The sequence below is a fragment of the Treponema sp. OMZ 838 genome, assembly GCF_000775995.1.
In the GTDB taxonomy this organism is placed as follows: Bacteria; Spirochaetota; Spirochaetia; order Treponematales; family Treponemataceae; genus Treponema.
The window spans coordinates 413,833-436,193 of sequence record NZ_CP009227.1 but is presented as its reverse complement, the minus strand read 5'-3'; the positions used below and the strand labels follow the sequence as shown (position 1 = coordinate 436,193).

The following is a 22,361-nucleotide window of genomic DNA, read 5'->3' as shown; positions in this document are numbered from 1 at the left end:
AAAAACTTATTTTGGGAGAAATAAATTCCTACTCTTCATCAGGTTATTTTGTCGCCTCTCTTAAAAGCTTACGACATGTATCGAGTACGCGCTTTGCAACCAGTTCTTCAGAGCTGTCTGCCGGAATACAGGTCGGCTTTTTACCGTCCGTCTTTTCGATTTCGCTCGGCTTCATACCGTACCATACATGCATGTGCGCGGGACTGCCGTGCGGTGTCGTCATCGATAAAAAGGCGAATTTTCCCGCTTTTTGCCGGTCGGATGCAACAAATGCATTTGCCGTAGCGCGCAGTTTATTAGCGCCGTCACGGCTGTAAGCAACTCTCGAAAGTTCGGTCATACCTTTCCATACAACCATTTCGTTTTTATCGTTTCCGGTAACGAATTCAAGGTGTGTAAAATCGGAAGCAGTACCGTAGCTTTTCTTTGCCATCTTAATGATTTCTTCTTTGGTAAAGTCGCTGCCGTCTTTCTTTCCGGAAAATTCTTTAATGAGCTTTGCGTACGCTGCCTGAACGGCGGGACGCGGATCGTCATAGATCAGTGCAGTGTTGATCCATTTACCCGTATACGGCATAAGAGGAGCTTTCGGCAACATCTCCGCAACTTCCTTAATCGTATCGGTCATTTCTTTTAACAGGTTTTCGTTCGAGACTGCCGTATCGGCGTAGGTCGGCCACCAGAGCGGATCGCTTTCTACCAGTGACTTAATGTCTCTGCTGCCGAACCGTGCGTGCCAGTGCAATAAGCTGTCTTCGGAATCTCGATGCGGAGGTACGATAATAAAATATTGCGCTTCCGCTAAGCCTTGTACCGGTTTGATCGCTTCAAATGCATACCATGAATGGCCTTCAAACCCTTGCATGGGTTTCATTCCGGTATAACGGTATTCGCACGGAATTTGTTTTTCATTACCGTCTTTGTCCATTACGGTAAACAATACGGTATTAGAACCGTCAAACTTGACTTTTGCAATCGGTGTTGCAAACATATTGGAAACTGCTGCCTTTAATCCGTCTTCGGTATAGTACGGCATCTTTTCCGCTTGCGTTCTATATGCGTCGTTCAGCTGAGTCGCGCCGGAAATCGCACTAAAGGATTGCCATTCGCCCTTCCACGCAGAAAGTTCATTTCCCGCTTCGAGCTTTGCAGCTGCGGATGTCGATTTACATCCGGTAAAAAATACGGCAAGCAGCAATACCGCCGCTCCGTATACGATATGTTTTTTAGATAACATCTAAACCTCCTAATGTTTGCCTATACTTACAAAAATCGTAAAAAATGTCAACTACTGCTGACAGATTGTATAATCCATAATCCCGATGCAGAGCGCCATGGTATTAAATCGGCAGGAAGACACAAATACCGCCGAATAAAAAAAGAGCGGCCTTATGGGGACTTATAAGACCGCTCTAACACTTATTTTTGGGAGGAATACCATCTACTACACACATAGCTGATTCATAGCTGTATAATGTGAATCTATCATAATCAACTGTAATTAAAATGTCAACCGTTTCTAACAGATCGTTCGATATAGTACTTTGATTTACGCTGTATAAAAAACATAATCTATAAGGCCTATGCGGTCGTTTCCGAATTTTCACGGTTTTTCGTACGCACAATAAAACCGCTGCGCAGCGGTACGTTCGTTTCGATAATGCAGGGATGTCCGTGGCATACCCAGTCGCGGGTAGCGCCGGTTTCGGGGTCGAGCAGGGTGTAATTGCAGTCTTCGATTGCGCAGATGTCGGGGCCGATATATTCAAGCGGCATATCTGCGGTAATCTTATTCATCGATATGAATTCGTAGCGGTTGCCGCCGAGTTCTTTCCCGATGGTACCGGCCATGCTATACGGCGACTTGGATTCCCCGCGGGTTGTTTTATTGGCATCATCCTTTGAAAAATAAAAGCCGGTACCGAACGCACGGTGCGCCGTATTGTACAGCTCTTTCACAAAGGGCTCAGCTTCGGCCGGGGAGATTTTGCCGAATAAGGCGTCGATCCGTTTCCGGTAGGCGCGGGTAACGAGCGCTGTATAATAGAGGCTTTTCATTCTTCCTTCTATTTTAAGCGCATCTGCCCCTGCCTTTTTCAAGTCGGTCAGGTAGTCTATCATGCAGAGGTCTTTAGACGAAAACAGCGCCGTATAGCCGTCGCCCTCTTCTACGGGAAAGTATTCTCCCGGGCGCTCTTTTTCTTCAACGGCAAGCGAATAGTCCCACCGGCAGGAGTGGGTGCAGGCTCCTGCATTCGCGCTGCGGCCGGTAAGGTATGCGCTGATAAGACATCGCCCCGAATACGCAATGCACATTGCACCGTGCACAAAGCATTCAAGCTCCATCTCCGGTACGTGCGCTTTTATTTCGGCAATATCGGCAAGCGAGGCCTCTCTACCGAGTACCACGCGTTTAAATCCCAAGTCGCGGTATACCCGCACCGCTTCATAGTTGATACAGTTTGCCTGTGTGCTGAGGTGGATCGGTGTATCGGGAAAATGTTTGCGTAATACGGAAACCATTCCGATATCCTGAATAATAAAGGCGTCGATAGGGTAGAGCCTAAAATAATCGGCTTCTGCCAAAAAGGCCTTAATATCCTCATTATGAAAAGAAATATTCAGTGCACAGAGCAGCTTCTTGGGTTTTCCCTGTTTTGCATAGTGCTCTTTCAGTGCGCTGATAGTTTTGTATTCGTCGGTAAAAAAATTATCTGCTTTTACCCGCAAGGAAAAATTTTTGAGGCCGATATAGGCGGCATCCGCTCCGTATTCCCACGCGTAGTGCAGTTTTTCCAGATTGCCGGCAGGGGCTACCAATTCCATCATGTTGATCATTCTTCCTCAATAAAAAGAGACTGCACCCATTGTCCCATTTTTTCTACTGCTAAGTGAGCTTCTTTTGCCTGTGCATCCATCGCCTGAAAGAAATGCCACATCTCAGGCCATATATCTAACTGCACCTGTCCGCCGGCCGCTTCAATCTTCTGTGTGAGAGCCTTTGCATCTGCTAAGAGAATTTCCTTACCGCCGCACTGAATAAATATCGGAGGGAAACCTGCAAAGGAACCGTAAAGCGGAGATACCAGCGGGTTCTGAAAATTGTCAGCTGCAGTATAGCGTCCGGCCACTGCCTGAAATGATTCTTTCATCAAAAATTTATCGGACTTTTGTAACGTATGCATTTCTTCGTTTGAGCATGAAACATCCAGCCACGGCGAAATGAGTACGAGCGCAGCAGGTTGGGGGAGCTTTTTCTGTTTTAAATAGTGAACAAGTGCGACTGCCAAATTTGCTCCCGCCTCATCCCCTGCAATAACGACCGATTCCGGAGGAAAATCGTATTTTTTCAGTATTTCTCGATAGGTAATAAAGATATCCTCCAAGCCGGCAGGAAAAGGATATTCCGGCGCGCGATGGTACTCCGGCAAAAATAATTTGCACGCACATTCATGAGCAAACGAAGCGCAAAAATTGCGTGAAGCCTTGCACGACCCATTTACAAAGGATCCCCCATGTGCATAAAGAATAACACGGTTTGCCGCTGCAACTTCGGGTTTCAATATTTCTACCGGCACCGAACCGATCGTATCGCGCGTTATATCCGTATTGTTCGGCAGATACGGCGAATAAAAAAAGGAATCATATTCCTCCCGAATAGTACTTAACGGTACTTTAGGGGAATACAAGGTCTTTTTAAATACTTTTTGTATTTTCCGTAGTGAATTTGTCCCATCCATCGCGGTAGTATACAAAATCTTCCTTGATAATGCTAGTCTATAGAGCAATTCTGAAAAAAATGCAAAAATATACGGTTTTTTCAGATTTATTGTATAAATATACTTGATACAATGATAAGATTATGTATAATCAAATAATATCACTCACTATAACTTAAAAGGAGAAGTAGAGTATGAAGCACAAGATGATATGCTTATTAACTGCTTTGGTAGGCGCAGCGCTGATTTTGGCAAGCTGCGGTGGGCAGAGCGGTGAAAAGGGATCAGCAGCCAATAACGCTGCAGCCGAATTTATTCTCGGTAACGGCGCTGAGCCGCAGAGCTTGGATCCCGCAAAAATTCAGGGCGTACCCGAGCACCGCATCAATATGGCATTGTTTGAAGGTTTGGTAGGCTATGATCCGAAAACCAGTACTGCAGTACCGGGCGTTGCGGAATCATGGGATATCAGCGAAGACGGTATGACCTATACCTTCCACTTACGGAATGCACAGTGGAGCGACGGAACACCGATCACCGCAAAGACATTTGTCGATTCATGGCTGCGTATGCTGGCACCGGAAACAGGCTCTCAGTATGTATTTATGATCAACATGGTTGTAAAAGGAGCTGAGGAGTATAATACCGGTAAGGCAGATGCTTCCGCTGTTGCAATTAAGGCTGTCGATGATAAAACCTTCGAAGTACAGCTGACCGGCCCCGCACCCTATGTTATTGATATGTTAGCACATTATGCCTTTAATCCTATGCCGATGCACACAATTGAAAAATTCGGTAATGACTGGATTAAGCCCGGCAACTTTGTGGGAAACGGTCCCTTTGTGCTTGAAACATGGGTCCCGCAGGAAAAAATTACCGTTGTACCGAACGACAAATACTGGAATAAAGAGAATGTGCATCTTTCTCGTATAACGTTCTTGCCAATCGAAGACAGCAATACGTCTTACGAAAAGTATAAGGCAGGAGAGCTTGACTGGAATACCGGTATTCCGGTACCCCGTATCGACGAAGTAAAGCAGCTGCCCGACTATCAGGTTGCTCCGCAGCTTTCTACCTATTACTACATCTTTAACGTAAAGCGCGGTCCGCTCCAGGATGCCCGTGTACGTAAAGCTTTGACACTGGCGCTGGATCGGCAGGAGTTGGTAGAGAAGGTAACAAAAGCCGGTCAGGTAGCAACCCGCTCGATGGTTCCCCCGATGGCAGGTTATACACCGGGGCAAGGCGCAGGCTATGATCCCGAACTCGGAAAGAAACTGCTTGCAGAAGCAGGATATCCCGATGGAAAAGGCTTCCCCTCATTGACGGTTATTTACAATACGCTGGAAGGTCATAAAATGATTGCAGAATATGTTCAGGAATCATGGAAGCGAAATCTTGGTGTTGAGGTTAAGATCCAAAACTATGAATGGAAAACCTATATCGACAAGCGTAACCAGCATGATTTTGATATAACTCGTGCAGGATGGACAGGTGACTATCAGGATCCTAATACTTTCTTGGAACTTTTCTTAACTGACGGCAGCAATAATAACGGACAATATGGCAATGCCGAATATGATGCATTAATCCGCAAAGCTGCCACAATGAAAGGTGGCGCGGAGCGCTTCCAGGTACTGCATGATGCAGAAACAATCCTGTTGGAACAAGATCAGGCTTTACTGCCGATGTATTCGTATGTCAGCCAGAACATCATCGATACGACAAAGTGGGAAGGTTGGTATAACAATCCGCAGGACATCCACCCCTACGTTGGTCTGAAGAAAGTAAAATAAAGAAGATAATTTTGGAAAGCATTTCTGTTTTTCCAAAATCTTACAACCGCCGAATAGGCATATGCCACCGAACAATCCTAAAACGGACAAGGAGGCATACAAGCTCTGCGGGTTTGCTGCCTGCGGAGCTTCTTTTTTAGAAGGAAAGCTCTAAAGACTCCCGTTTTTAGAGATGCCCGGAAGATGTTAACACTATTGGGGGAAGCATGATCCGATTTGTTATACGCCGGTTAATTAGTTTAGTGCCGACGCTTTTTTTAATTGTAACATTCAGTTTTTTCATAATGAAGGTAGCGCCCGGGGGACCTTTTTCCAGTGAACGGAATTTACCGCCTGAGGTGCTTGCAAATATCAATCGTGAGTATCATTTGGACGAGCCGCTTTTTAAGCAGTATACGCGGTATCTGGGTAATATGCTGCGAGGGGATCTCGGTCCGTCTTTCAGATATAAAGATTATACCGTCAACGATTTAATCGGAAATACCATGCCGAATTCGCTTATTCTCGGTATCACCTCCCTCTGTGCTGCTCTCTTTTTTGGTTTGCTTGTAGGGCTTGTTTCTGCGGTAAAGCGAAATTCGATTGCCGATTACGCATCGATGTCTATTGCCGTTATCGGAATTTCGGTACCGTTATTTGTTGTCGGCCCGCTGTTAATGCTTCTTTTTGCAGTAAAATTAAAATGGCTGCCGACCTCCGGTTGGATTACCGGACGGCATGGGCTTAAAACGATTATTATGCCGGCACTTGCATTGTCGTTGCCGTATTTTGCATACATTGCGCGTCTTTCTCGTGCCAGTATTTTGGAAGTACTGCGTTCGGATTATATCCGTACTGCGTATGCAAAAGGACTTTCATATCCGGTTGTGCTGTTTAAACACGCGTTAAAGGGTGCTCTGTTGCCGGTTATCAGCTATCTCGGCCCTGCTTTTGCAGGTATTATCACCGGCTCTGTTGTTATCGAAAAAATATTCTTGGTTCCCGGGCTTGGTACCTTCTTTGTTCAATCCGCTCTCAACCGCGACTATACGCTGATCATGGGAACGGTGATTATGTATTCCGTTATTTTGATTTTGATGAATTTTGTTGTTGATATTCTCTATGCGGTTATCGACCCCCGCATTTCATATAAGTGAGGCTGAAGATGGATACTAAGCAAATAGATACCGAAAACCGTACTGAAGATAACGGGCAAGTGAATGAATTCAACCAGTCGATGAAGCCGGTCTCCTTATGGGATGATGCATGGAGGCGGCTTAAAAAAAATAAAATGGCAATCGGCGGTCTTTTTATTGTAGCATTTTATGCTGCAATTTCGCTGTTGGCCCCGTTGCTGCCTATTTACTCCTATTCCGAGCAGACAATTATCCATCAGAATCTGCCGCCCTCTTTTCGTACGGCAGGTAATCTGATGCTCAAAATGCGTCGTGCGGATATGATGCGTACGGCAAAAAAAGAAGGTAGGGCTGATCTTTCGGAAAAACAAAAAGAAGAGCTCGCCGCTTTAGAGCGGGAGGTAACGAATAATCCGGTACACAACCGCCGCTATCTTTTGGGCACCGATGCGCTCGGGCGAGATGTGTTTGCCCGAGTCGTATACGGCGGCCGCATTTCGATCATGATCGGTTTGATCGGCACGATTACTTCGTTATTTATCGGCGTACTGGTCGGCGCGGTCAGCGGTTATTTCGGCGGCTGGCTCGATAACGTATTGATGCGCTTTGTCGATATTATGTACGGTTTGCCGTACATGCTCGTTGTTATCATTATGATGGCGATCTTGGGACAGAGCATTATTATCTTGTTTGTTGCGATTGCACTTGTTTCGTGGCTGACCATCGCACGCGTCGTGCGCGGGCAGGTTATCAGTTTAAAGAATGCCGAGTTTGTCGAAGCCGCCCGTTCAATGGGTGCTTCTACGCCGCGTATTATCTTCCGGCACATTTTACCGAATACGCTCGGTATTATCATCATTTACTCAACTCTTTCTATTCCGGGCTTTATTATGAACGAGAGTTTCCTTTCGTTCTTAGGACTCGGTGTTTCCGCACCTCAGGCTTCATGGGGGTCGCTTGTATCCGATGGTGTAAACGTAATGACGCTCTATCCGTGGCAGTTGTTGGTTCCGGCAATCGCAATGACGGTTTTCTTATTTGCAATGAACTTTCTCGGCGACGGCCTCCGCGATGCCTTCGATCCTCAGAGTAAAAACAGGGTGTAACGATGAATAATCAAAAATCAGACGAGAAAATCTTACAGGTTAAAAATTTACAAGCATGGTTTTGGACCGATGCAGGTATCGTCAAGGCTGTTGACGGCGTTTCTTTCGATTTGCATAAACGCGAAATGCTGGCGATTGTCGGTGAGTCCGGTTCGGGTAAGAGCGTAACCAATTTAGCGGTTATGAACCTTATTCCCAATCCTCCGGGTAAAATCATCGGAGGCGAGGTGTGGTTCGGCGGCAAAGATGTGCTCAAGATGGATAAAAATGAGATTAGACAGCTTCGGGGAAATAAAATCTCGATGATCTTCCAAGACCCGATGACCAGCCTTAATCCCTTTTTAAGAATCTCGACGCAGATGATAGAAACAATCCGGCTGCATCAGGGCTTATCGAAAAAAGATGCGCGTGATCGAGCAATTGAAATGCTCAAGCTAGTCGGTATCCCCGCGGCGGAAAAGCGAGTAGACTGCTATCCGCACCAGTTCTCGGGCGGTATGCGGCAGCGCGTTATGATTGCGATGGGATTAAGCTGCGACCCTGAGGTACTGATTGCCGATGAGCCCACTAGCGCACTGGACGTTACCATTCAGGCGCAGATTTTGGACTTAATAGGCGATTTGAGTGCACGGCTTGGTACCGCGGTTATTATGATTACCCATTCGCTCGGTTTAGTCGCCGGTATGTGCGACAATGTTTGTGTTATGTATGCAGGGCGCATTGTAGAACAGGGTGGCGTAGATGAATTATTTGCAAATCCTGCACATCCTTATACACGGGGATTAATTAAATCCGTACCGCGGATGGACAAAAAAATACGGGACGGTTATTCTCCATCAGCGGGCAGCCGCCGAACGTTATCGACTTGCCACCGTGCTGTCCGTTCTATCCGCGCTGTACCGAAGCGATGCCGCAGTGCAAAACGGAATATCCCGCTTCATATAGCCTTTCCCCTAGTCACCGCACCAGTTGCTGGCTCTATCAGTCGGGGAAGCCGGCAGGGGAAGCGGTTGCAACGGTATCGAACAATGCTGCAGCTGAATCTGCGGGAAATAACGAATAGGAGGATGCGGATTTATGGAAGAAAGATATAACGAATCGGAAGCATTATTGACCGTTAAAGACTTAAAGATGCATTTTCCGTTTGCGGAAGGGGGCATCTTCTCACGTAAGAAAGGTGCTGTCCGTGCAGTGGACGGTATCAGCTTTTCGGTAAAAAAGGGTGAAACGCTCGGTCTTGTCGGGGAGTCCGGTTGCGGAAAATCAACCGCAGCGCGCGCCATTGCGCAGCTGTATACGCCGACATCGGGTTCCGTCCGGTTTAAAGGTATGGAGCTCGCCGGTTGTTCGCACCATACGCTGATGCAGGCGCGTAAGGATATGCAGATGGTATTCCAAGACCCGTATGCATCGCTGAATCCCCGCATGACGGCAGGAAATATTATCGCAGAGCCGATGCAGATTTTAACGAAGCGCGGCATCCTTTCGTATACGCAAAAAGAAATTGATGACAGGGTCGAGGTATTAATGGAAAAGGTTGGTCTTTCCCGCTTTTTCCGCAACCGGTATCCGCATGAGTTTTCAGGCGGACAGCGGCAGCGTATCGGTATTGCCCGTGCGCTTGCACTTCAGCCGGAGTTAATCCTTGCGGATGAGCCGGTCAGCGCGCTCGACGTATCCATCCAAGCGCAGATTCTTAACCTCTTTAAGGATTTGCAGGATGAATTCGGGCTTACCTATGTGTTTATCGCGCATGATCTTGCCGTTATCCAGTATATTTCCACGCGGGTTGCGGTTATGTATCTCGGGGTTATCGTAGAAATTGCGAATGCCGAAGAGCTTTACTCAAAACCGCTGCACCCGTACACGGAAGCGCTCCTTTCCGCAGCTCCTATCCCGGATCCGGAAATCGAACGCAAGCGCAAGCGAATTATCTTATCGGGAGATGTGCCTTCACCTACGGAACAGCGCACGGGCTGCTACTTTTATGACCGCTGTCCCAAGCGTATGGAACACTGTAAAAACACTATCCCGCAGCTGAAAGACAAAGGGAACGGCCATCAAGTCGCATGCTTCCTCTGCGAATAAGCCGTCGCCGTTTTCGGCAAACGACTGAAAATTGCAATGCTGTAAGGACTAAGGCGGTAAACCTTTAAGTGTTTTCTATCTGTGCGAAATTTTGAAAAAATTTCGCACACTTTTTTCAGGCGTAGCAGAGCAAACACATCAGACGGAATCAACACCCCCGACGCAAGCGTTGCCGTGGACGGCGGGTATTAAACCCTCCGCATGAATAAATGAGAATCGCAAAATAAATAGGCTGTCAGACCATTTGAACCGAGAAGAGGTTCAATTCCGGTTGAAAAGTCTCATCCTTCTGCGGGGTTTTGCAAATCCGCCATGGATGGCGGGGGGATTAAACAACAGCGAATGTGCTTTATAGCAAATTCGCCATCACTCAATATACACGGATGTACATTGAGTGATGAAATGTCTGATGCGTTTGCTTGATTTCACTCTTCCATCGGCGCTTTGATGGGGGTATATACATAAAAGCCTTTTTTGGAGCGCAGGCCAAAAAGCTCGTGCAATACTTGCAGATCGGCGGTTTTATAGAATCGGGCATTTTCTGCGAGCAACGTTTTTAAGATTTCGTCGGCTACGGGCGGCTCTTTATATAAAACCTTTAACGAATACGTTTCTTTTATGCCTGCCTTGGTCGCGGCATAATTGACGGCATCGGTAAAACCGCCCAATTCATCAGCGAGCTGCAGCTCCTTCGCCTGTGTTCCGGAATAAATTTTCCCTTGAGCTAATTCTTCAACAGTTGCACGCGGGAGATTTCTGCCTTGCGCTACCGTATCTAAAAAGATTGAGTATGTATGCATAACTTCCAATTCCGATTGCGTTTTTTCTGCATCGGTCGGATTGCGGAAAATTGAATAGGGCATACGGCCGGAAACACTTACTCCATCTACATGGATTCCGAAGTATTCTTGTACCGCTTTTTGGATAGATGGTGAAACGGCAAAGACACCGATTGAACCGGTAATGGTATAGGGTGAGCAAAAAATATAATCGGCGGAAGACGCAATCCAATATGCTCCCGAGGCTGCTATATCACCCATCGATACAACAACAGGTTTACCGATTTTTTTTGAGAGCCGTTCCAAACTTCTCCGTATATCTTCAGAGGCGTTCACTTCTCCGCCGCCCGAATCAATCCGCAATACTACTGCTTTAATTGAATCGTCATCAGCCGCTTCGTCGAATAAATCTACGAGGGTAGGACTGTCCGCATTATCGGCAGTATTGCCGGTAGTTCCCGTAATCGAACCGGTTAAATAAATAACCCCGATCCGATTATCCGTTTCTTTCTTTTTAAAAGACTTATTATATTTATTGTAGTTGATAAAATCCCGTTCAGAAAGGTCGTATGTTTCTTCATCCAATACACCCAGTTCAACGCCGCATTCTTCGTACGTGCCGATATCGGTGATGAGATTTGCATCCAGTGCCGCTTGGGCGCTGTTTCCGTTTACCTTCCGCAGTGCATCGTTATATCGTACCGTATATGTTTCGAAGAGGTTTGCGTCGGCGGCTCTATTGGCGGCTATATCCTGTAAGTATGTGTGCCATAAGTCTTTCAGTACGGATAGATTATTGTTACGCACTCCGGTAGACATTTCGGTACGTGAATAAGTTTCCGCCATCGACTTGAAAGCCCCCGCATGGGCAACATTCCATTGAACGCCGAGTTTATGTTCCATTTCGCCGTAGAAAAGCGATTCGGTGTAAAATCCCGATAAGTCTACCTCGCCCATAGGATCAAGGTAGATATGGTCGGCAAAAGAGGCAATGTAATAGCGCCCTAATCCGTAACTTGTTGAAAATGCATAGAGCGGTTTATTGGAGTCCTTGTATTCAAGCAATGCCGTCTTTAATTCGGTAAAATGTCCTGTGGAAATACCGTAGAGACCGGTAAGATCGAGTAAAACTCCTGTTATCCGCCGGTCATGTGCGGCGTGGCGTAATGCATCGGTAATATCCGATAATAACACGGCATCGGAAGTTGTATCCGACAGCAGGTAATTCCGCCAGACAAATTCATCCGGTTTTTCGGTAAGGCGTCCTGCCGGATTAATCAATAAAAGGGAGTCGGCATAAACCGTAACGCGGGTATTTTTTTGTTTCCCCGTGCCGTCATTGTATTTGTAAATACCTGCAATAAATAGAAAAAGCAAAATGAAAAATATGAGATTAATAATAATCAGACGGATAAGATTCAAACCGCGAAAGAACAAATGAAAAAACCCGCGTTTTTTATCTTTCATAGGAAACTCCTTTGCTATAGCGCTTTCTAAAAAATTATTTCGGTAAAACTGTATTATCGGTGAAAGAAGCTTATGCGGTGCGGGGTTGAATGAAAAGGGGCATCGGTTATCCGGAGGTATCTATTATTGTATACGTTCCGTATCTGATAAAAGGACTGCCCTGGGGGGGACTTGAACCCCCATGCCCGTGAAAGCACTAGTACCTGAAACTAGCGTGTCTACCAATTCCACCACCGGGGCAAAAAACGCATTGCAATGAACACATTATAGATAAAAAGAGGCTTTTGTCAATCGCTTTTTTTTGGTATACTTCAACAAATATGAGTGTATATCCGTCGGACAAACTATTTAAACTGTTGCGAGGCATTATCATCATTCTGATTACGGTTATTGTAGTCGGAACGGTTATCGCTGTTGTCAAAAAGACAAAAGAACGGGCTTCCGGCCGGCAGGATGAAGAATCGAATGCGGGCGCCGTCTATATTCCTCCTAAGGAATATGCGTTGTATGGTGACCTTGGTCAGCTCCGTGCCGTTACAGCCGATAATCCGCCGATCACTGTTATCCTCAAGCCTTTTCTTGAATATAAGGCATCGGACACCGCGTTCCAGGAAGAATTGGTTGCGAAAAAAGAAGTGCTGAAAAAAAACATACTCGATTGGTTCTCGTTCGAAAGTGCGTATCGGCTCAGCAGTGAATTGCCGCAAGATATAAAACGAGCGCTTATGGAACGGATAAATAAACAGCTCGTATTGGGACAGATTCATAATATCTATTTTGAGGAATTCGTTATTCTTTATTAAGGAAGGAAGCAATAAAAATGGTCGCAGTGCAGATTATTATCGCCGTTATTCCGATTGTCGGGATTGTGATGGGCAGCGTTTTGGTCTTTTTTTATTTTTTATGGCGGCATAGGCAGATTATGCTTCAGATTAAGACAAATACCTATATCCGTCCTATCGTGAATGTCCGCCTTTTTTGCTTGCTGTTAGGTATTATACTGACCGTTATCGGCTGCGTATTATTCGGCTTGTTCTATTTTATTGCCGGAATCGGCTATGTTTTACTCGGAGGTCTTATTCCGCTAGCGCTTGGCATCAGCCTTACGCTCTTTTACGCAATTACCCGCCGCAGCGGGGATAATGAAGTACGGAAGCCTGCTGCTTTGCCGGAAGGAAAAACGGAGGGATAGGCGATGAATATGACAACCGATTATGCCGCCGTTTATAAAAAAGAAGGGCTTAATCAAACGCTGCGGGATTACGAGGTGTGCAAAGCGGTATTAAACGGCAATACGCAAGCTTTCGCCGTGTTGGCGGCGCAATATCAAAAACGGGTCTATATGCTCGGGTTGAGCTTTTTTGACAACACCGATGATTGTGAGGACTTTGTGCAGGATGTGATGCTGAAAGCATACTCTGCACTGGGAACGTTTCGGGCGGAAGCGCCGTTTGCAACATGGCTGATGCGTATCGCCTATAATACGGCGCTCAACTCGGTTAAAAAACGACGGAGCTATGCCTCACTTGCAGATGGTGCTGAAATTGAGTACCGGGGGGATAATCCCGAAGAAAAACATTTGAATGAATGTATCATCTTGTCAGTGCGTGAGGCGGTAAGTAATTTACCCGATAACTACCGTATTTGTATTGACCTTTACTTCTTTTACGACATGAGCTATACCGACATTGCGGCAGTTACCGAACTGCCGTTGAATACGATTAAATCTCATATCTTCCGTGCAAAGAAAATTTTACGGGAATATCTTAAAGAAGACCGTGCGGTCTTTGAATATACGCATCGGGGATCGAGTTTTTCGTATCCGGCCGTTGTGCCCCATTAGCAATTAATGGATGGAGATTCTATGAATTGTGATATTTTTCAAGATCAGTATCTTTTACTCGATAAACATGAACCGCTTTCAGCGGGACTCAAGCTGCACCTTTTATGCTGTACATCGTGTAGGCAAGCTGTTAACCGGATGGCAGCTGCAGAGAATGTTCAGCGGCAAATAGTGCATACCTCTACTGCAGTTGATGAGCGGATGCTGAATGCGACAATGAACGCAATACACTTGCTGAATAAACAGAGTACACCGGTTGCCACCCGCCAGGGAAAAGACAAAACATTTCTGCCGTGGCTCGCTGTCGGCACGTTCTTGATACTCGGATTTATTCTCCTTCCATTCAGCGATATGGGCAAAATCGATTTAAGCCAATTCGGCGATTCTTTTTGGATTCCCTTTGCGCTTTTATGTGCAGGCAGTATTGTTACCTATTCTGCAGTATTTCTTGCAAAGAACTTAGTGTTTTTTACCGAAAAATTTACGCCGCAAATGTAAGGCAGAGTACTGGTAAGCCGATTTTAAAAATGTGTTTTGCAACCTAGAGAAGCCTTTGTATATGGCGGAGATAACCGGAGAATGTTGATGTCTACAACAATGAGATTATATATGTTTTCAGTATCAGTATACGGTGACAGCGGTAATAATTAAATCATCGATTTGTTCTATTCTTTCGATTGTTCCGTACCATTCGCCCGGCAGAACAGGAGGAAATCGATGAGTACTATCGTAACTATGACGCTTGAAGAAGTTATGAATGCACCGCTGACGCAGGAAGAGATATTGAATATCCGCCAAGCTGTTGCTAAAGTACCATCAAAGCAGACAGAATACGACCCTGAATGTCCAAAACAAACCAAAGAGGAACTTGCTCAATTCCGCCCGCTCAAAGAGGTAAAACCTGAACTGTATGCGAAACTTCATCCTGAATGGTGCAAACCTAGAAAGACGGAAATTCATATAAGAGTTGATACCGATGTTTTAGAATGGTACAAAGCGCAGGGCAAAGGATATCAGACAAAAATGAATGCCGTTTTACGCGCTCATGCGTTCGGGTAATCAATACCTTCGATGCAGAGTATCGAGGCAAGGTTTATTCCTGCTGCAAAATCTTCAATATCTTTTCTTTATCGCTTGCAGCAGTGTATTCCGTAAATGAATTTCCGTTTAAGTGTAACACAATACTGCAAATCTCCATTAAAAATTCATAGTCGTGAGAAATAACAATAACGATTTTATCTTGCGCTTGCAGTTCCCGCATTTTATCGGCTATAAGACGCATATTCTTTCCGTCTAAGCCGCTCGTCGGTTCGTCGAAAATGTACACATCCCTTTTTAATAATGAGGCGGCGGCGATTGCCAGCCGTTGTTTTTGTCCACCGGAGAGGATTTGCGGATGTGTCTCCGCAACGGTGTCCAAGCGATAGTCTTTTAGGATTTCAGCGGTGTCGGCGGCGGGGGCATTTAATCGCAGTTCTTCTGCAGCGGAAACTTCAAAAAGATTACTGTCAAAGTTATTTGACAAATAGTATATTATTTTCCTCCGTGTACGGCTGTTGAGTTTTATGTCATTGCAGCTGTCTTTTCCGCACGAAGAAATACTGCCGTGTTTTTCACGCAGCAATCCGCTCAGTACTTTTGCGAAGGTGCTTTTACCGGCGCCGTTACCGCCGATGATGCCGTATATCGTGCCACTCATAAAACAATAGCTTAAATTTTTCAGTAACGATTGTCTGTTGTATGAAAAAGAGATGTTATCGATTTTCAGGCGCCGTGTTCCGGATATTGTTTGCCCGTGCGGTTCAATACAGTCAAGGGAATATAAGCGTAAGCCCTGTTGCTGAAAAAATTCAACCGGTGAATGTTCAAATATTTCCTTTGTATAGCAGCGGATAATTTTTCCGTCTTCTATGTAATAATACCGATCGATGATATCTTTGAGATAGTAGATTCGATGTTCGGAAACGATAAGCGTTTTTCCTTTCTTTTTTAACAAAGCCATTAATCGTTTTAGCGCTTCCACACTTGCCATATCAAGATTTGCAGAAGGCTCATCAAATACATAGACCGGCGGATCAAGTGCATTAATTGATGCAATCGCGACTTTCTGTCTTTCTCCGCTTGAAAGCTGAAACAGATTTCTTGTTCGTAACGTTTCGCCGTTAATCATACGTAGAGAGTCGGTAATACGCTTGACAATTTCGGTACGTTCGATACCGTAATTCTCCAAGCCGAATGCAATTTCATCTTCTACAACTTCTGCAAAAAACTGACTTTTTGGATTTTGAAAAATAGAACCGACCATTCGTCCTATCTCATATAATTCCTTTTTAGTCGTGTCGATACCGTTAATCGATATACTGCCGCCCATTTTTCCCGAAAAAAATGTATAGGCAAGCCCGTTGAGGATTCGTGTTATCGTTGTTTTTCCGCATCCGCTCAATCCGATTAAAGCGACAGCCTCTCCATCTTGTATCTCCATCGTTATATCATCAAGATTTTCTTTTGACGATTGCGGATATGCATAGTAGATATGATCTAATGTAATCATTTTTAATGCAGCTCCCAATAATATAATCCCACGGATATAACAAGAGCGATCAGTGTGATAGCCCAATCGACAGCGGTAAATACGATAGCCCGCTTAGAGGTGTGTACTCCGGCAGCGGATATTCCTCGTACTTCCGCAGCAGCAGCTAATTCTTCCGCCGTTTTAGAAGCGGAAAACATCATTGGGATAAAGACATATTCCATTGTTTGCAACGGTTTTGTTAAGGTAAATAATCCGCGCAATTTTAAGGACTCGATAATCTCTTTAAATTCATTTCCGATAATCGGAAAAAAACGCATCATAAAAATAAAAGACAACGCAATATTTCTATTGATTTTCAATTTGTTTATAACAGCGGTCAATTCTCCCGGCGGTGTTTTAATGATTGGAATAACCGATATAAGCACAGCGATCATTCGAGTGATAATAAATAAAAACATTTCCGGCAGCAGTGTGCCTAATCCGTTACCCTTTGAAATAAGCTGTATTGTTTCGACAATGAATAAAACAAAAACGCAGCGGAATATACTGTGATAGTGTTTTTGAAAAACGCCATACGCTGCCAATAAACCGATTAAACAGAAAAATACGGTATTCTTGGAAATAACCGATACCAAAAATACCGTACAAAAGAATATCGCCAATTTAGTACGGAAATCCATACCTAATTTAACAACCCTGTTTTTATAAAATGTTTTTTAAGCATTTTATTGCCGATATAGCAACCGAGCATTGCAGCAATAACGGTAAGGATTAATGAGATTGCAACCCATTTAGGATCGGTATAGTATTGTGTCTGTATATCTATTTGTTCCTTCGAAACACCGGTCTTTACAAAAGCATCATAGAAAAACCAAATTTCGCTCATACCGTGTGTGGCTCGTGTAAGTGAAGTAATAATCCACGCTATGGTAATTCGCTTGCAGTTCCGGTAGCTGTCTTTACCCCACATGGAAAGTTCGCCGATAATTCCGCCGACAAAAAACCAAGGGAACATAAACGGCCCCATAAAGACGGTTGTTAAAACAGCATGCAGCGTATTATAAATAAGAACTACGCCCGGCTTATTGACCTTCATTGCCATATACACAAAAAACGGTGCAAGTATAAACGCTGCAAACACGGCATTCAACACCATATTAAAAAATAAGGATGCGCCGGTGATCATCGAGAATGCAATAAACACAACGATCATTATTGCCGAAAAAATACCGATCGTCGCCAAATCCTTTACGGATAACCTATTTGACATAATAATACCTCCAGGTAGGAAGATATTACCATCGGTTTACATTATTGTTCTTTCCGAATCGGACAAGTTGTACCAAATAAGTCGGATAAAGAAGCCCGTCAGCACCGCCACGGACGGCAGCGGTTCCAAACAGCGTTAGCGGCGGGAGGGGAATTTTGTACATTTTTCAAAATGTACAAAATTGTACACAACCGTGCAGCAATCTCTGCACGGTTGTACCGATAGCCCCGTACAGAGCGGCCGGTACCTTGCAAGCAGTTGTTTTAGAGCAAGGTACCGGCAACGCCCATATAATGATGCTATTTTAAAAAGCGAGTATCTTTTTAGAGCTGCCGAATTAATTTTTTATATTCGCTCGGCCGCAAGTTATAGGTCTGCTTAAAGGCTTCCGAAAATTTTGCATGACTTGAGTAGCCGATTTCCAAAGCAATTTCCATAATGTTTGCGGAGGAGTTTTTAAGAAGATCGATTGCTTTTTGAAGCCGCGCTTTTTTGACCGTTTCGTGAATGGTTGTTCCATAAACCGATTTATAGCAGGTTTTCATTGTTGTCGTTTTAATATGAAAGACGGCGGAAAGCTGCGCATAACTGTAGTTTTTATTTGAGTTTTTTATGACAAACTGATGGAGGCGTTTGATAATTTCCCGATTGGTTTTTTGCGCGTATTCACGGTCGGTAAAATCGATGCCGCTTTTTAATATGCTTAAATACAAAAACAATTCCTGTATTTTTATTTTTAGATACGGAACGGCAATTTCTTCCGGCACGTGATACATTTCGTGAAATATATGATCAAGTTCGGGGGTTGCTCGTTTCAAAAAGAGGGTTCCGTTTTTACACAGGTGTTCTAAAATGATTCCGTAATCGATACAAAAATACTGCTGCAAGGTGCGGGCTTCTTCTCCTAATTCCGCCGGAATAATATAAATGCTGATACCGTGATAGTGCCGTATCGGAAACCGAGAATGCTGCGAACAATTTTCTAAAGGATTGATTGCAAAGTCACCGGCATTCATGCTGACTTGTGTTCCGTCTTTTAATATCGATTCAAATGCACCTTCTCTGCAATGGTTCAGTTCGTATTGCTTGATATTGTTATTGAGCAGAGCCGCAGCGGAAGGTGGACATAATGTATCGGTATGGATGTCGTTAAACATAACATTCACACCGGGGAAAATACGATACGATGTAACGTAGCACATTCCATTCCGTGTTTTGACGGTATGCACTGTTCCGTGCTGTAATTTTTTTACGGTTTTTATATCTCTGCCGTAGAGGTGGTTTAGGTAGTCCATTGAGTTACCCTATCACGCTTTTGATGAAAGGCAGTACTGCGATAAACGAAAAGATAAAGATGGCGCTGTAAGCCGCCAGTGAGAGCACTAATGCGGCGGTTTCGGCATATTTTTGCGTTTTGCCGATTCGCTTAAACAGCCGCTGCCGTCCCGTCCATGCGAGGTATGCTGCAACGGTGATGGGAATTGCCATGCCTGCCGATATACCGATAACCGCAATGATACCGATACCCGCCGCATCCAATGTAGAAACCAGTACCAGTACGAGTAAGGCTGCGGGGCATGGATACATACCGCTGAGCAAAAAAGCACCCCATTGTATATTTCCGGCTGTGCGGCGCTGTGGGCGGTAGTTTTTATACCGTGCGGAACCGTAGCTGCCGGTATTGTATGCCGGTTTGCTGCTTTGCCCGGGTGCGAGTGAGCGGCGGCTGAAACGAAGCCGGGGAAACCGATTGGAGAATGCGTCGGACAACAGATGCAGGATAGAGGCTCCGGAAAGCAGCAGCAGCAGAATAAAGGAAAAACCTTCAAGGTAAATTGCCGCGGAGTCGGTATGTGCGGATAACGCGCCGCTCACATTGCGGAAGATTAACAGTAACAAGAGGCTGGTTATGCCGTGCAGCCCCGCTAAGGTGAGGCTTGTTACAGCGGGCTCCCACACGGGAGCTTTTCTCGTCAGATAAAATGAGAACACCAGCGTTTTCCGGTGTCCCGGTCCCAGTGCATGCATAACTCCATAAAAGAAGGCGAGTCCGATAATTGTCCAAAATGCTTGTGCCGAATGTGTCTGTGTCCACTCATAGATGGAGTCGCCGAGCTTTGTATGCAGCTGTGCTTGCCGGTTTACAATAAAATCAGCCGGTTTCTCCGCGCGGACGGGAGCAGGCGTATTTTTTTTGCCGGTAAAGGGGTTTGCCCAGAGAGCGCCGGTTATAATACAAAATACAAACAAGATAACTCCGTATCGCATTCGGTGTTCCTTAGTAGGTAATATGAATTTCTTTCGGGTAATACGTTTGCAATCCCGGTTTCCACGAATCATACATGGTTGTCATATCGGCGGTATCGAAAGGGTCGTAGTACACAGGATATTTTTTGTTTTCGGCAATCGTATATCTTGGAGCCGTTTTACCGAAAGACCCGCGAAAGAGTACCGGAGATTTTTCATCATACCGGAAATCACAGAAAAAGCTGTAATCGTATACGGCAAAATAAAAATCACCGCTGTATTTTGACAAATCGACATAAAATCGATACGAAGCAATGCCGTCTTTTTGCCATACGGAAAAATCTCTCACCTTTTCGGGGCTATGGCGCTTATCTCCCTGCCGGATAAAGGTAAAATACGAGTAGTTTTTAGTATTGATAAAAGCATTGTCATAGACATCTTTTGTTTCAGTTTTATCAAACAGACCGTCTCGGTTCAGATCATAGCCCTGAATAATATCCGCACTGAAAAACCGGTCAAACGTCCATGTTTCATACGCGCCCTGAATTTTCCCGTCATTTACTACAAACTCGGTTTGAGTAGAAATGAAGAGGTGCGGATGGGCTATCAGTTGAACCGGTGTGGACAAAAGCAAGGTACTCAGCAAAATCGAAATGCATACTATTTTTTTATGTGTATACCGTATCATTCTTTATACCTCAGGTAGTTTTTTCATTGGAATATAGGGCGGATATAAAAAAAGAGTCCTTACTGAGGACTCTTTTTAATAAGAATAAAAAACGGATGCTTAGACTTTCTTAACAACATAGTTGCTCTTTAAGCAGCGGGAACACAGTTTCAGGGTCAACGTTCTTCCGTCAATTTCCGTTTTTACGTCGATAAGGTTGGGGCGCCATACGCGGCGTTGGTGATTCATCGATTTACTAACCGTATTACCGCTCATCGGCCCTTTTCCACAAATATCGCATCTGCGTGCCATAGTTCACCTTCCTTAGCTTTATCTATTATCAGCATTCAAAATAAAACGCAGGATAGTATACTGTAAAACGAATGTTATGTCAATCTTGCGCATTGCATCACGTTAAATCTAACCGAAAAAGAAGCGGTGCATCACGTAAAAATCTAACTCAAAATAGAAGCCCAAAGGAAGGGCGCAATGGGGTTAGACATGAAAACGAAAAAGAAATTAACCGAAGAGACGGCGAAGCGTTACTGTACGGCAAGCAAAAAGAACAAGACGAAAATAATCGATGAGTTTATCGCAACAACCGGTTACAATCGAAAGTATGCCCTTCACGTTCTGAAAAACAGTGCATACGTAAAGGTCACGCACTTTAACAATGTCGCAAGACAGAGCGTACAGGTCATTACAAAGACACGCAAAAAGCGGAACTATGAAAAATACTACGGTCAAGACGTACAACAAGAAGTCATCCGGCTGTGGATTTTTTCGATGTATCTGTGTTCAAAACGGCTCGTGCCGTTCATTCGGGATAATATCGATTACTCTGCTCAAAAGTTCGGCTATGATGAAAAACTGAAAGCAAAACTCGCCCGCATATCAAGCGCGACAGTCGGCAGGATTCTCAAACCGGAAATCCCAAAACATTCCATCCGCGGTATTTCAACAACACGACCGGCAAAGAATCTTAATAAGCTCATTCCAATCCGCACCTTTTTCGATTGGGATGAACGTAAGCCGGGTTTTTTTGAGGTTGACACCGTCGCCAACTGCGGCATAAGTACCCAAGGACAGTATATTTGCACGCTTACCCTTACCGATGTTCATTCCGGCTGGACAGAAAACCGAGCCCTTTTAAACAAAGCTCATCGTTGGGTAAAAGAAGCAATAGAAGATGTGAAAGAGAAGCTCCCCTTTCAGATGAAAGGTATTGATAGCGACAACGGAAGTGAGTTCAAAAATACACAGCTGTTGCAATGGTGTAAAAGTAATGAAGTTATTTTCACTCGGAGCAGATCATATAAAAAGAATGATAATTGTTTTGTTGAACAGAAAAATGACAGTGTCGTAAGACGCATCGTCGGTTACTATCGCTTTGAGGGAGAAGCGGCACGCATGGTTATGGCTGACCTTTATCAGCAGTACAATGCACTCGTCAATTTCTTTTTTCCTTCGATGAAAATTATTTCAAAAAAACGGATAGACGCAAAGGTCATAAAAAAATATGATACGGCAAAGACGCCGTATTGCAGGCTGATGGAAAGCTCTGATGTAAGCGAGGCGGTAAAAGCTGAGCTGTGCCGCAGGAAGAACAACTTGGATTTACAACAGCTGCTTGAAACAACGCAATACTTGCAGCGTAAACTTATCTCTATGGCCCAGCCTTGGACATAGAGTGCTATGGTTAGATTTTTACTTGAGTAACCGGAAGCCTTT

At 44.7% G+C, this 22,361-nt stretch carries 22 protein-coding genes, 1 tRNA gene and 1 pseudogene; 11 read left to right on the top strand and 13 right to left on the bottom strand.

The features are described from left to right. Positions 1 to 43: 43 nt before the first annotated feature. The 3 genes from QI63_RS01915 to QI63_RS01905 all read right to left on the bottom strand — a co-directional run bounded on the left by QI63_RS01915 (position 44) and on the right by QI63_RS01905 (position 3,740). Entirely contained in the window at positions 44 to 1,237 is a 1,194-nt protein-coding gene (locus QI63_RS01915) for a ZinT/AdcA family metal-binding protein (protein WP_044013389.1), read from the bottom strand. Between the two features lie 344 nt (positions 1,238 to 1,581). Then, on the bottom strand, positions 1,582 to 2,826 hold the full coding sequence (locus QI63_RS01910) for a peptidase U32 family protein (RefSeq protein WP_044016916.1): 1,245 nt from the start codon (positions 2,824 to 2,826) through the stop codon (positions 1,582 to 1,584). An 8-nt stretch (positions 2,827 to 2,834) separates the two neighbouring features. After that, positions 2,835 to 3,740 carry an alpha/beta hydrolase gene (locus QI63_RS01905; RefSeq protein ID WP_044013387.1) on the bottom strand — a complete coding sequence of 302 codons (906 nt, stop codon included), beginning with the start codon at positions 3,738 to 3,740 and terminating at the stop codon, positions 2,835 to 2,837. A gap of 173 nt (positions 3,741 to 3,913) precedes the next feature. Here QI63_RS01905 and QI63_RS01900 point away from each other — a divergent pair, with 173 nt between their 5' ends. The 5 genes and pseudogenes from QI63_RS01900 (at position 3,914) to QI63_RS01880 (ending at position 9,824) form a co-directional block, all read left to right on the top strand. Next, positions 3,914 to 5,515 carry a peptide ABC transporter substrate-binding protein gene (locus QI63_RS01900; RefSeq protein ID WP_044013385.1) on the top strand — a complete coding sequence of 534 codons (1,602 nt, stop codon included), beginning with the start codon at positions 3,914 to 3,916 and terminating at the stop codon, positions 5,513 to 5,515. A gap of 206 nt (positions 5,516 to 5,721) precedes the next feature. Then, the gene (gene oppB, locus QI63_RS01895; protein ID WP_044013383.1) at positions 5,722 to 6,651 is read left to right on the top strand and encodes an oligopeptide ABC transporter permease OppB; all 930 of its coding nucleotides are present in this window, start codon (positions 5,722 to 5,724) and stop codon (positions 6,649 to 6,651) included. Positions 6,652 to 6,659: 8 nt separating this feature from the next. Further along, a complete protein-coding gene (locus tag QI63_RS01890; RefSeq protein ID WP_044013381.1) occupies positions 6,660 to 7,736 on the top strand; it encodes an ABC transporter permease in 1,077 nt (358 codons plus the stop codon). Between the two features lie 2 nt (positions 7,737 to 7,738). Beyond that, positions 7,739 to 8,799, top strand: a pseudogene (locus tag QI63_RS01885) (ABC transporter ATP-binding protein). A gap of 14 nt (positions 8,800 to 8,813) precedes the next feature. Next, positions 8,814 to 9,824, top strand: a complete 1,011-nt coding sequence (locus QI63_RS01880) for an ABC transporter ATP-binding protein (protein WP_044013379.1) — start codon at positions 8,814 to 8,816, stop codon at positions 9,822 to 9,824. Between the two features lie 425 nt (positions 9,825 to 10,249). On the opposite strand, the gene sppA is transcribed toward QI63_RS01880, so the two are convergent. Together sppA and QI63_RS01870 are read right to left on the bottom strand one after the other, a co-directional pair. Next, the gene (sppA, locus tag QI63_RS01875; protein WP_044013377.1) at positions 10,250 to 12,070 is read right to left on the bottom strand and encodes a signal peptide peptidase SppA; all 1,821 of its coding nucleotides are present in this window, start codon (positions 12,068 to 12,070) and stop codon (positions 10,250 to 10,252) included. A 156-nt stretch (positions 12,071 to 12,226) separates the two neighbouring features. After that, a tRNA-Leu gene (locus tag QI63_RS01870) sits at positions 12,227 to 12,310 on the bottom strand. Positions 12,311 to 12,390: 80 nt separating this feature from the next. Here QI63_RS01870 and QI63_RS01865 point away from each other — a divergent pair. The 5 genes from QI63_RS01865 (at position 12,391) to QI63_RS01845 (ending at position 14,972) form a co-directional block, all read left to right on the top strand. Then, positions 12,391 to 12,873: a flagellar basal body-associated FliL family protein gene (locus QI63_RS01865; protein WP_044016915.1), complete on the top strand. Its 483-nt coding sequence runs from the start codon at positions 12,391 to 12,393 to the stop codon at positions 12,871 to 12,873. 17 nt (positions 12,874 to 12,890) lie between these two features. Further along, positions 12,891 to 13,262, top strand: a complete 372-nt coding sequence (locus tag QI63_RS01860) for a hypothetical protein (RefSeq protein ID WP_044013374.1) — start codon at positions 12,891 to 12,893, stop codon at positions 13,260 to 13,262. 3 nt (positions 13,263 to 13,265) lie between these two features. Then, the gene (locus QI63_RS01855) at positions 13,266 to 13,913 is read left to right on the top strand and encodes an RNA polymerase sigma factor (protein ID WP_044013372.1); all 648 of its coding nucleotides are present in this window, start codon (positions 13,266 to 13,268) and stop codon (positions 13,911 to 13,913) included. 21 nt (positions 13,914 to 13,934) lie between these two features. After that, on the top strand, positions 13,935 to 14,411 hold the full coding sequence (locus QI63_RS01850; RefSeq protein ID WP_044013370.1) for a hypothetical protein: 477 nt from the start codon (positions 13,935 to 13,937) through the stop codon (positions 14,409 to 14,411). Positions 14,412 to 14,630: 219 nt separating this feature from the next. Next, positions 14,631 to 14,972: a BrnA antitoxin family protein gene (locus tag QI63_RS01845; RefSeq protein ID WP_044013368.1), complete on the top strand. Its 342-nt coding sequence runs from the start codon at positions 14,631 to 14,633 to the stop codon at positions 14,970 to 14,972. Positions 14,973 to 15,006: 34 nt separating this feature from the next. Here QI63_RS01845 and QI63_RS01840 read toward each other — a convergent pair whose 3' ends face one another. The 8 genes from QI63_RS01840 to rpmB form a co-directional block, all read right to left on the bottom strand. Next, entirely contained in the window at positions 15,007 to 16,464 is a 1,458-nt protein-coding gene (locus QI63_RS01840; protein ID WP_044013365.1) for an ABC transporter ATP-binding protein, read from the bottom strand. 2 nt (positions 16,465 to 16,466) lie between these two features. Continuing rightward, the gene (locus QI63_RS01835) at positions 16,467 to 17,126 is read right to left on the bottom strand and encodes an energy-coupling factor transporter transmembrane component T family protein (protein ID WP_044013363.1); all 660 of its coding nucleotides are present in this window, start codon (positions 17,124 to 17,126) and stop codon (positions 16,467 to 16,469) included. A gap of 2 nt (positions 17,127 to 17,128) precedes the next feature. Beyond that, on the bottom strand, positions 17,129 to 17,716 hold the full coding sequence (locus QI63_RS01830; protein ID WP_044013361.1) for an MptD family putative ECF transporter S component: 588 nt from the start codon (positions 17,714 to 17,716) through the stop codon (positions 17,129 to 17,131). A 25-nt stretch (positions 17,717 to 17,741) separates the two neighbouring features. After that, positions 17,742 to 17,879, bottom strand: coding sequence for a hypothetical protein (locus QI63_RS13105; protein WP_215904698.1), 138 nt, complete (start codon positions 17,877 to 17,879; stop codon positions 17,742 to 17,744). 160 nt (positions 17,880 to 18,039) lie between these two features. Beyond that, positions 18,040 to 19,011, bottom strand: coding sequence for a helix-turn-helix domain-containing protein (locus tag QI63_RS01825; RefSeq protein ID WP_044013359.1), 972 nt, complete (start codon positions 19,009 to 19,011; stop codon positions 18,040 to 18,042). A gap of 4 nt (positions 19,012 to 19,015) precedes the next feature. Continuing rightward, positions 19,016 to 19,984 (bottom strand): HoxN/HupN/NixA family nickel/cobalt transporter, encoded by a 969-nt coding sequence (locus tag QI63_RS01820; protein ID WP_044013356.1) that lies wholly within the window; start codon positions 19,982 to 19,984, stop codon positions 19,016 to 19,018. 10 nt (positions 19,985 to 19,994) lie between these two features. Continuing rightward, positions 19,995 to 20,651, bottom strand: coding sequence for a DUF1007 family protein (locus tag QI63_RS01815; protein ID WP_044013354.1), 657 nt, complete (start codon positions 20,649 to 20,651; stop codon positions 19,995 to 19,997). Positions 20,652 to 20,750: 99 nt separating this feature from the next. After that, on the bottom strand, positions 20,751 to 20,942 hold the full coding sequence (gene rpmB, locus QI63_RS01810; RefSeq protein WP_006189625.1) for a 50S ribosomal protein L28: 192 nt from the start codon (positions 20,940 to 20,942) through the stop codon (positions 20,751 to 20,753). A gap of 189 nt (positions 20,943 to 21,131) precedes the next feature. Between rpmB and QI63_RS01805 the strand changes: the two genes are divergently transcribed. Then, positions 21,132 to 22,319, top strand: coding sequence for an integrase catalytic domain-containing protein (locus QI63_RS01805; protein ID WP_235619752.1), 1,188 nt, complete (start codon positions 21,132 to 21,134; stop codon positions 22,317 to 22,319). Positions 22,320 to 22,361 lie beyond the last annotated feature (42 nt).

Bases quoted from the DNA above. Each gene is read 5' to 3' on its own strand.
- QI63_RS01915 (WP_044013389.1), bottom strand. From the start codon at position 1,237: ATGTTATCTAAAAAACATATCGTATACGGAGCGGCGGTATTGCTGCTT.
- QI63_RS01910 (WP_044016916.1), bottom strand. From the start codon at position 2,826: ATGGAATTGGTAGCCCCTGCCGGCAATCTGGAAAAACTGCACTACGCG.
- QI63_RS01905 (WP_044013387.1), bottom strand. From the start codon at position 3,740: ATGGATGGGACAAATTCACTACGGAAAATACAAAAAGTATTTAAAAAG.
- QI63_RS01900 (WP_044013385.1), top strand. From the start codon at position 3,914: ATGAAGCACAAGATGATATGCTTATTAACTGCTTTGGTAGGCGCAGCG.
- oppB (WP_044013383.1), top strand. From the start codon at position 5,722: ATGATCCGATTTGTTATACGCCGGTTAATTAGTTTAGTGCCGACGCTT.
- QI63_RS01890 (WP_044013381.1), top strand. From the start codon at position 6,660: ATGGATACTAAGCAAATAGATACCGAAAACCGTACTGAAGATAACGGG.
- QI63_RS01880 (WP_044013379.1), top strand. From the start codon at position 8,814: ATGGAAGAAAGATATAACGAATCGGAAGCATTATTGACCGTTAAAGAC.
- sppA (WP_044013377.1), bottom strand. From the start codon at position 12,070: ATGAAAGATAAAAAACGCGGGTTTTTTCATTTGTTCTTTCGCGGTTTG.
- QI63_RS01865 (WP_044016915.1), top strand. From the start codon at position 12,391: ATGAGTGTATATCCGTCGGACAAACTATTTAAACTGTTGCGAGGCATT.
- QI63_RS01860 (WP_044013374.1), top strand. From the start codon at position 12,891: ATGGTCGCAGTGCAGATTATTATCGCCGTTATTCCGATTGTCGGGATT.
- QI63_RS01855 (WP_044013372.1), top strand. From the start codon at position 13,266: ATGAATATGACAACCGATTATGCCGCCGTTTATAAAAAAGAAGGGCTT.
- QI63_RS01850 (WP_044013370.1), top strand. From the start codon at position 13,935: ATGAATTGTGATATTTTTCAAGATCAGTATCTTTTACTCGATAAACAT.
- QI63_RS01845 (WP_044013368.1), top strand. From the start codon at position 14,631: ATGAGTACTATCGTAACTATGACGCTTGAAGAAGTTATGAATGCACCG.
- QI63_RS01840 (WP_044013365.1), bottom strand. From the start codon at position 16,464: ATGATTACATTAGATCATATCTACTATGCATATCCGCAATCGTCAAAA.
- QI63_RS01835 (WP_044013363.1), bottom strand. From the start codon at position 17,126: ATGGATTTCCGTACTAAATTGGCGATATTCTTTTGTACGGTATTTTTG.
- QI63_RS01830 (WP_044013361.1), bottom strand. From the start codon at position 17,716: ATGTCAAATAGGTTATCCGTAAAGGATTTGGCGACGATCGGTATTTTT.
- QI63_RS13105 (WP_215904698.1), bottom strand. From the start codon at position 17,879: ATGTACAAAATTCCCCTCCCGCCGCTAACGCTGTTTGGAACCGCTGCC.
- QI63_RS01825 (WP_044013359.1), bottom strand. From the start codon at position 19,011: ATGGACTACCTAAACCACCTCTACGGCAGAGATATAAAAACCGTAAAA.
- QI63_RS01820 (WP_044013356.1), bottom strand. From the start codon at position 19,984: ATGCGATACGGAGTTATCTTGTTTGTATTTTGTATTATAACCGGCGCT.
- QI63_RS01815 (WP_044013354.1), bottom strand. From the start codon at position 20,651: ATGATACGGTATACACATAAAAAAATAGTATGCATTTCGATTTTGCTG.
- rpmB (WP_006189625.1), bottom strand. From the start codon at position 20,942: ATGGCACGCAGATGCGATATTTGTGGAAAAGGGCCGATGAGCGGTAAT.
- QI63_RS01805 (WP_235619752.1), top strand. From the start codon at position 21,132: ATGAAAACGAAAAAGAAATTAACCGAAGAGACGGCGAAGCGTTACTGT.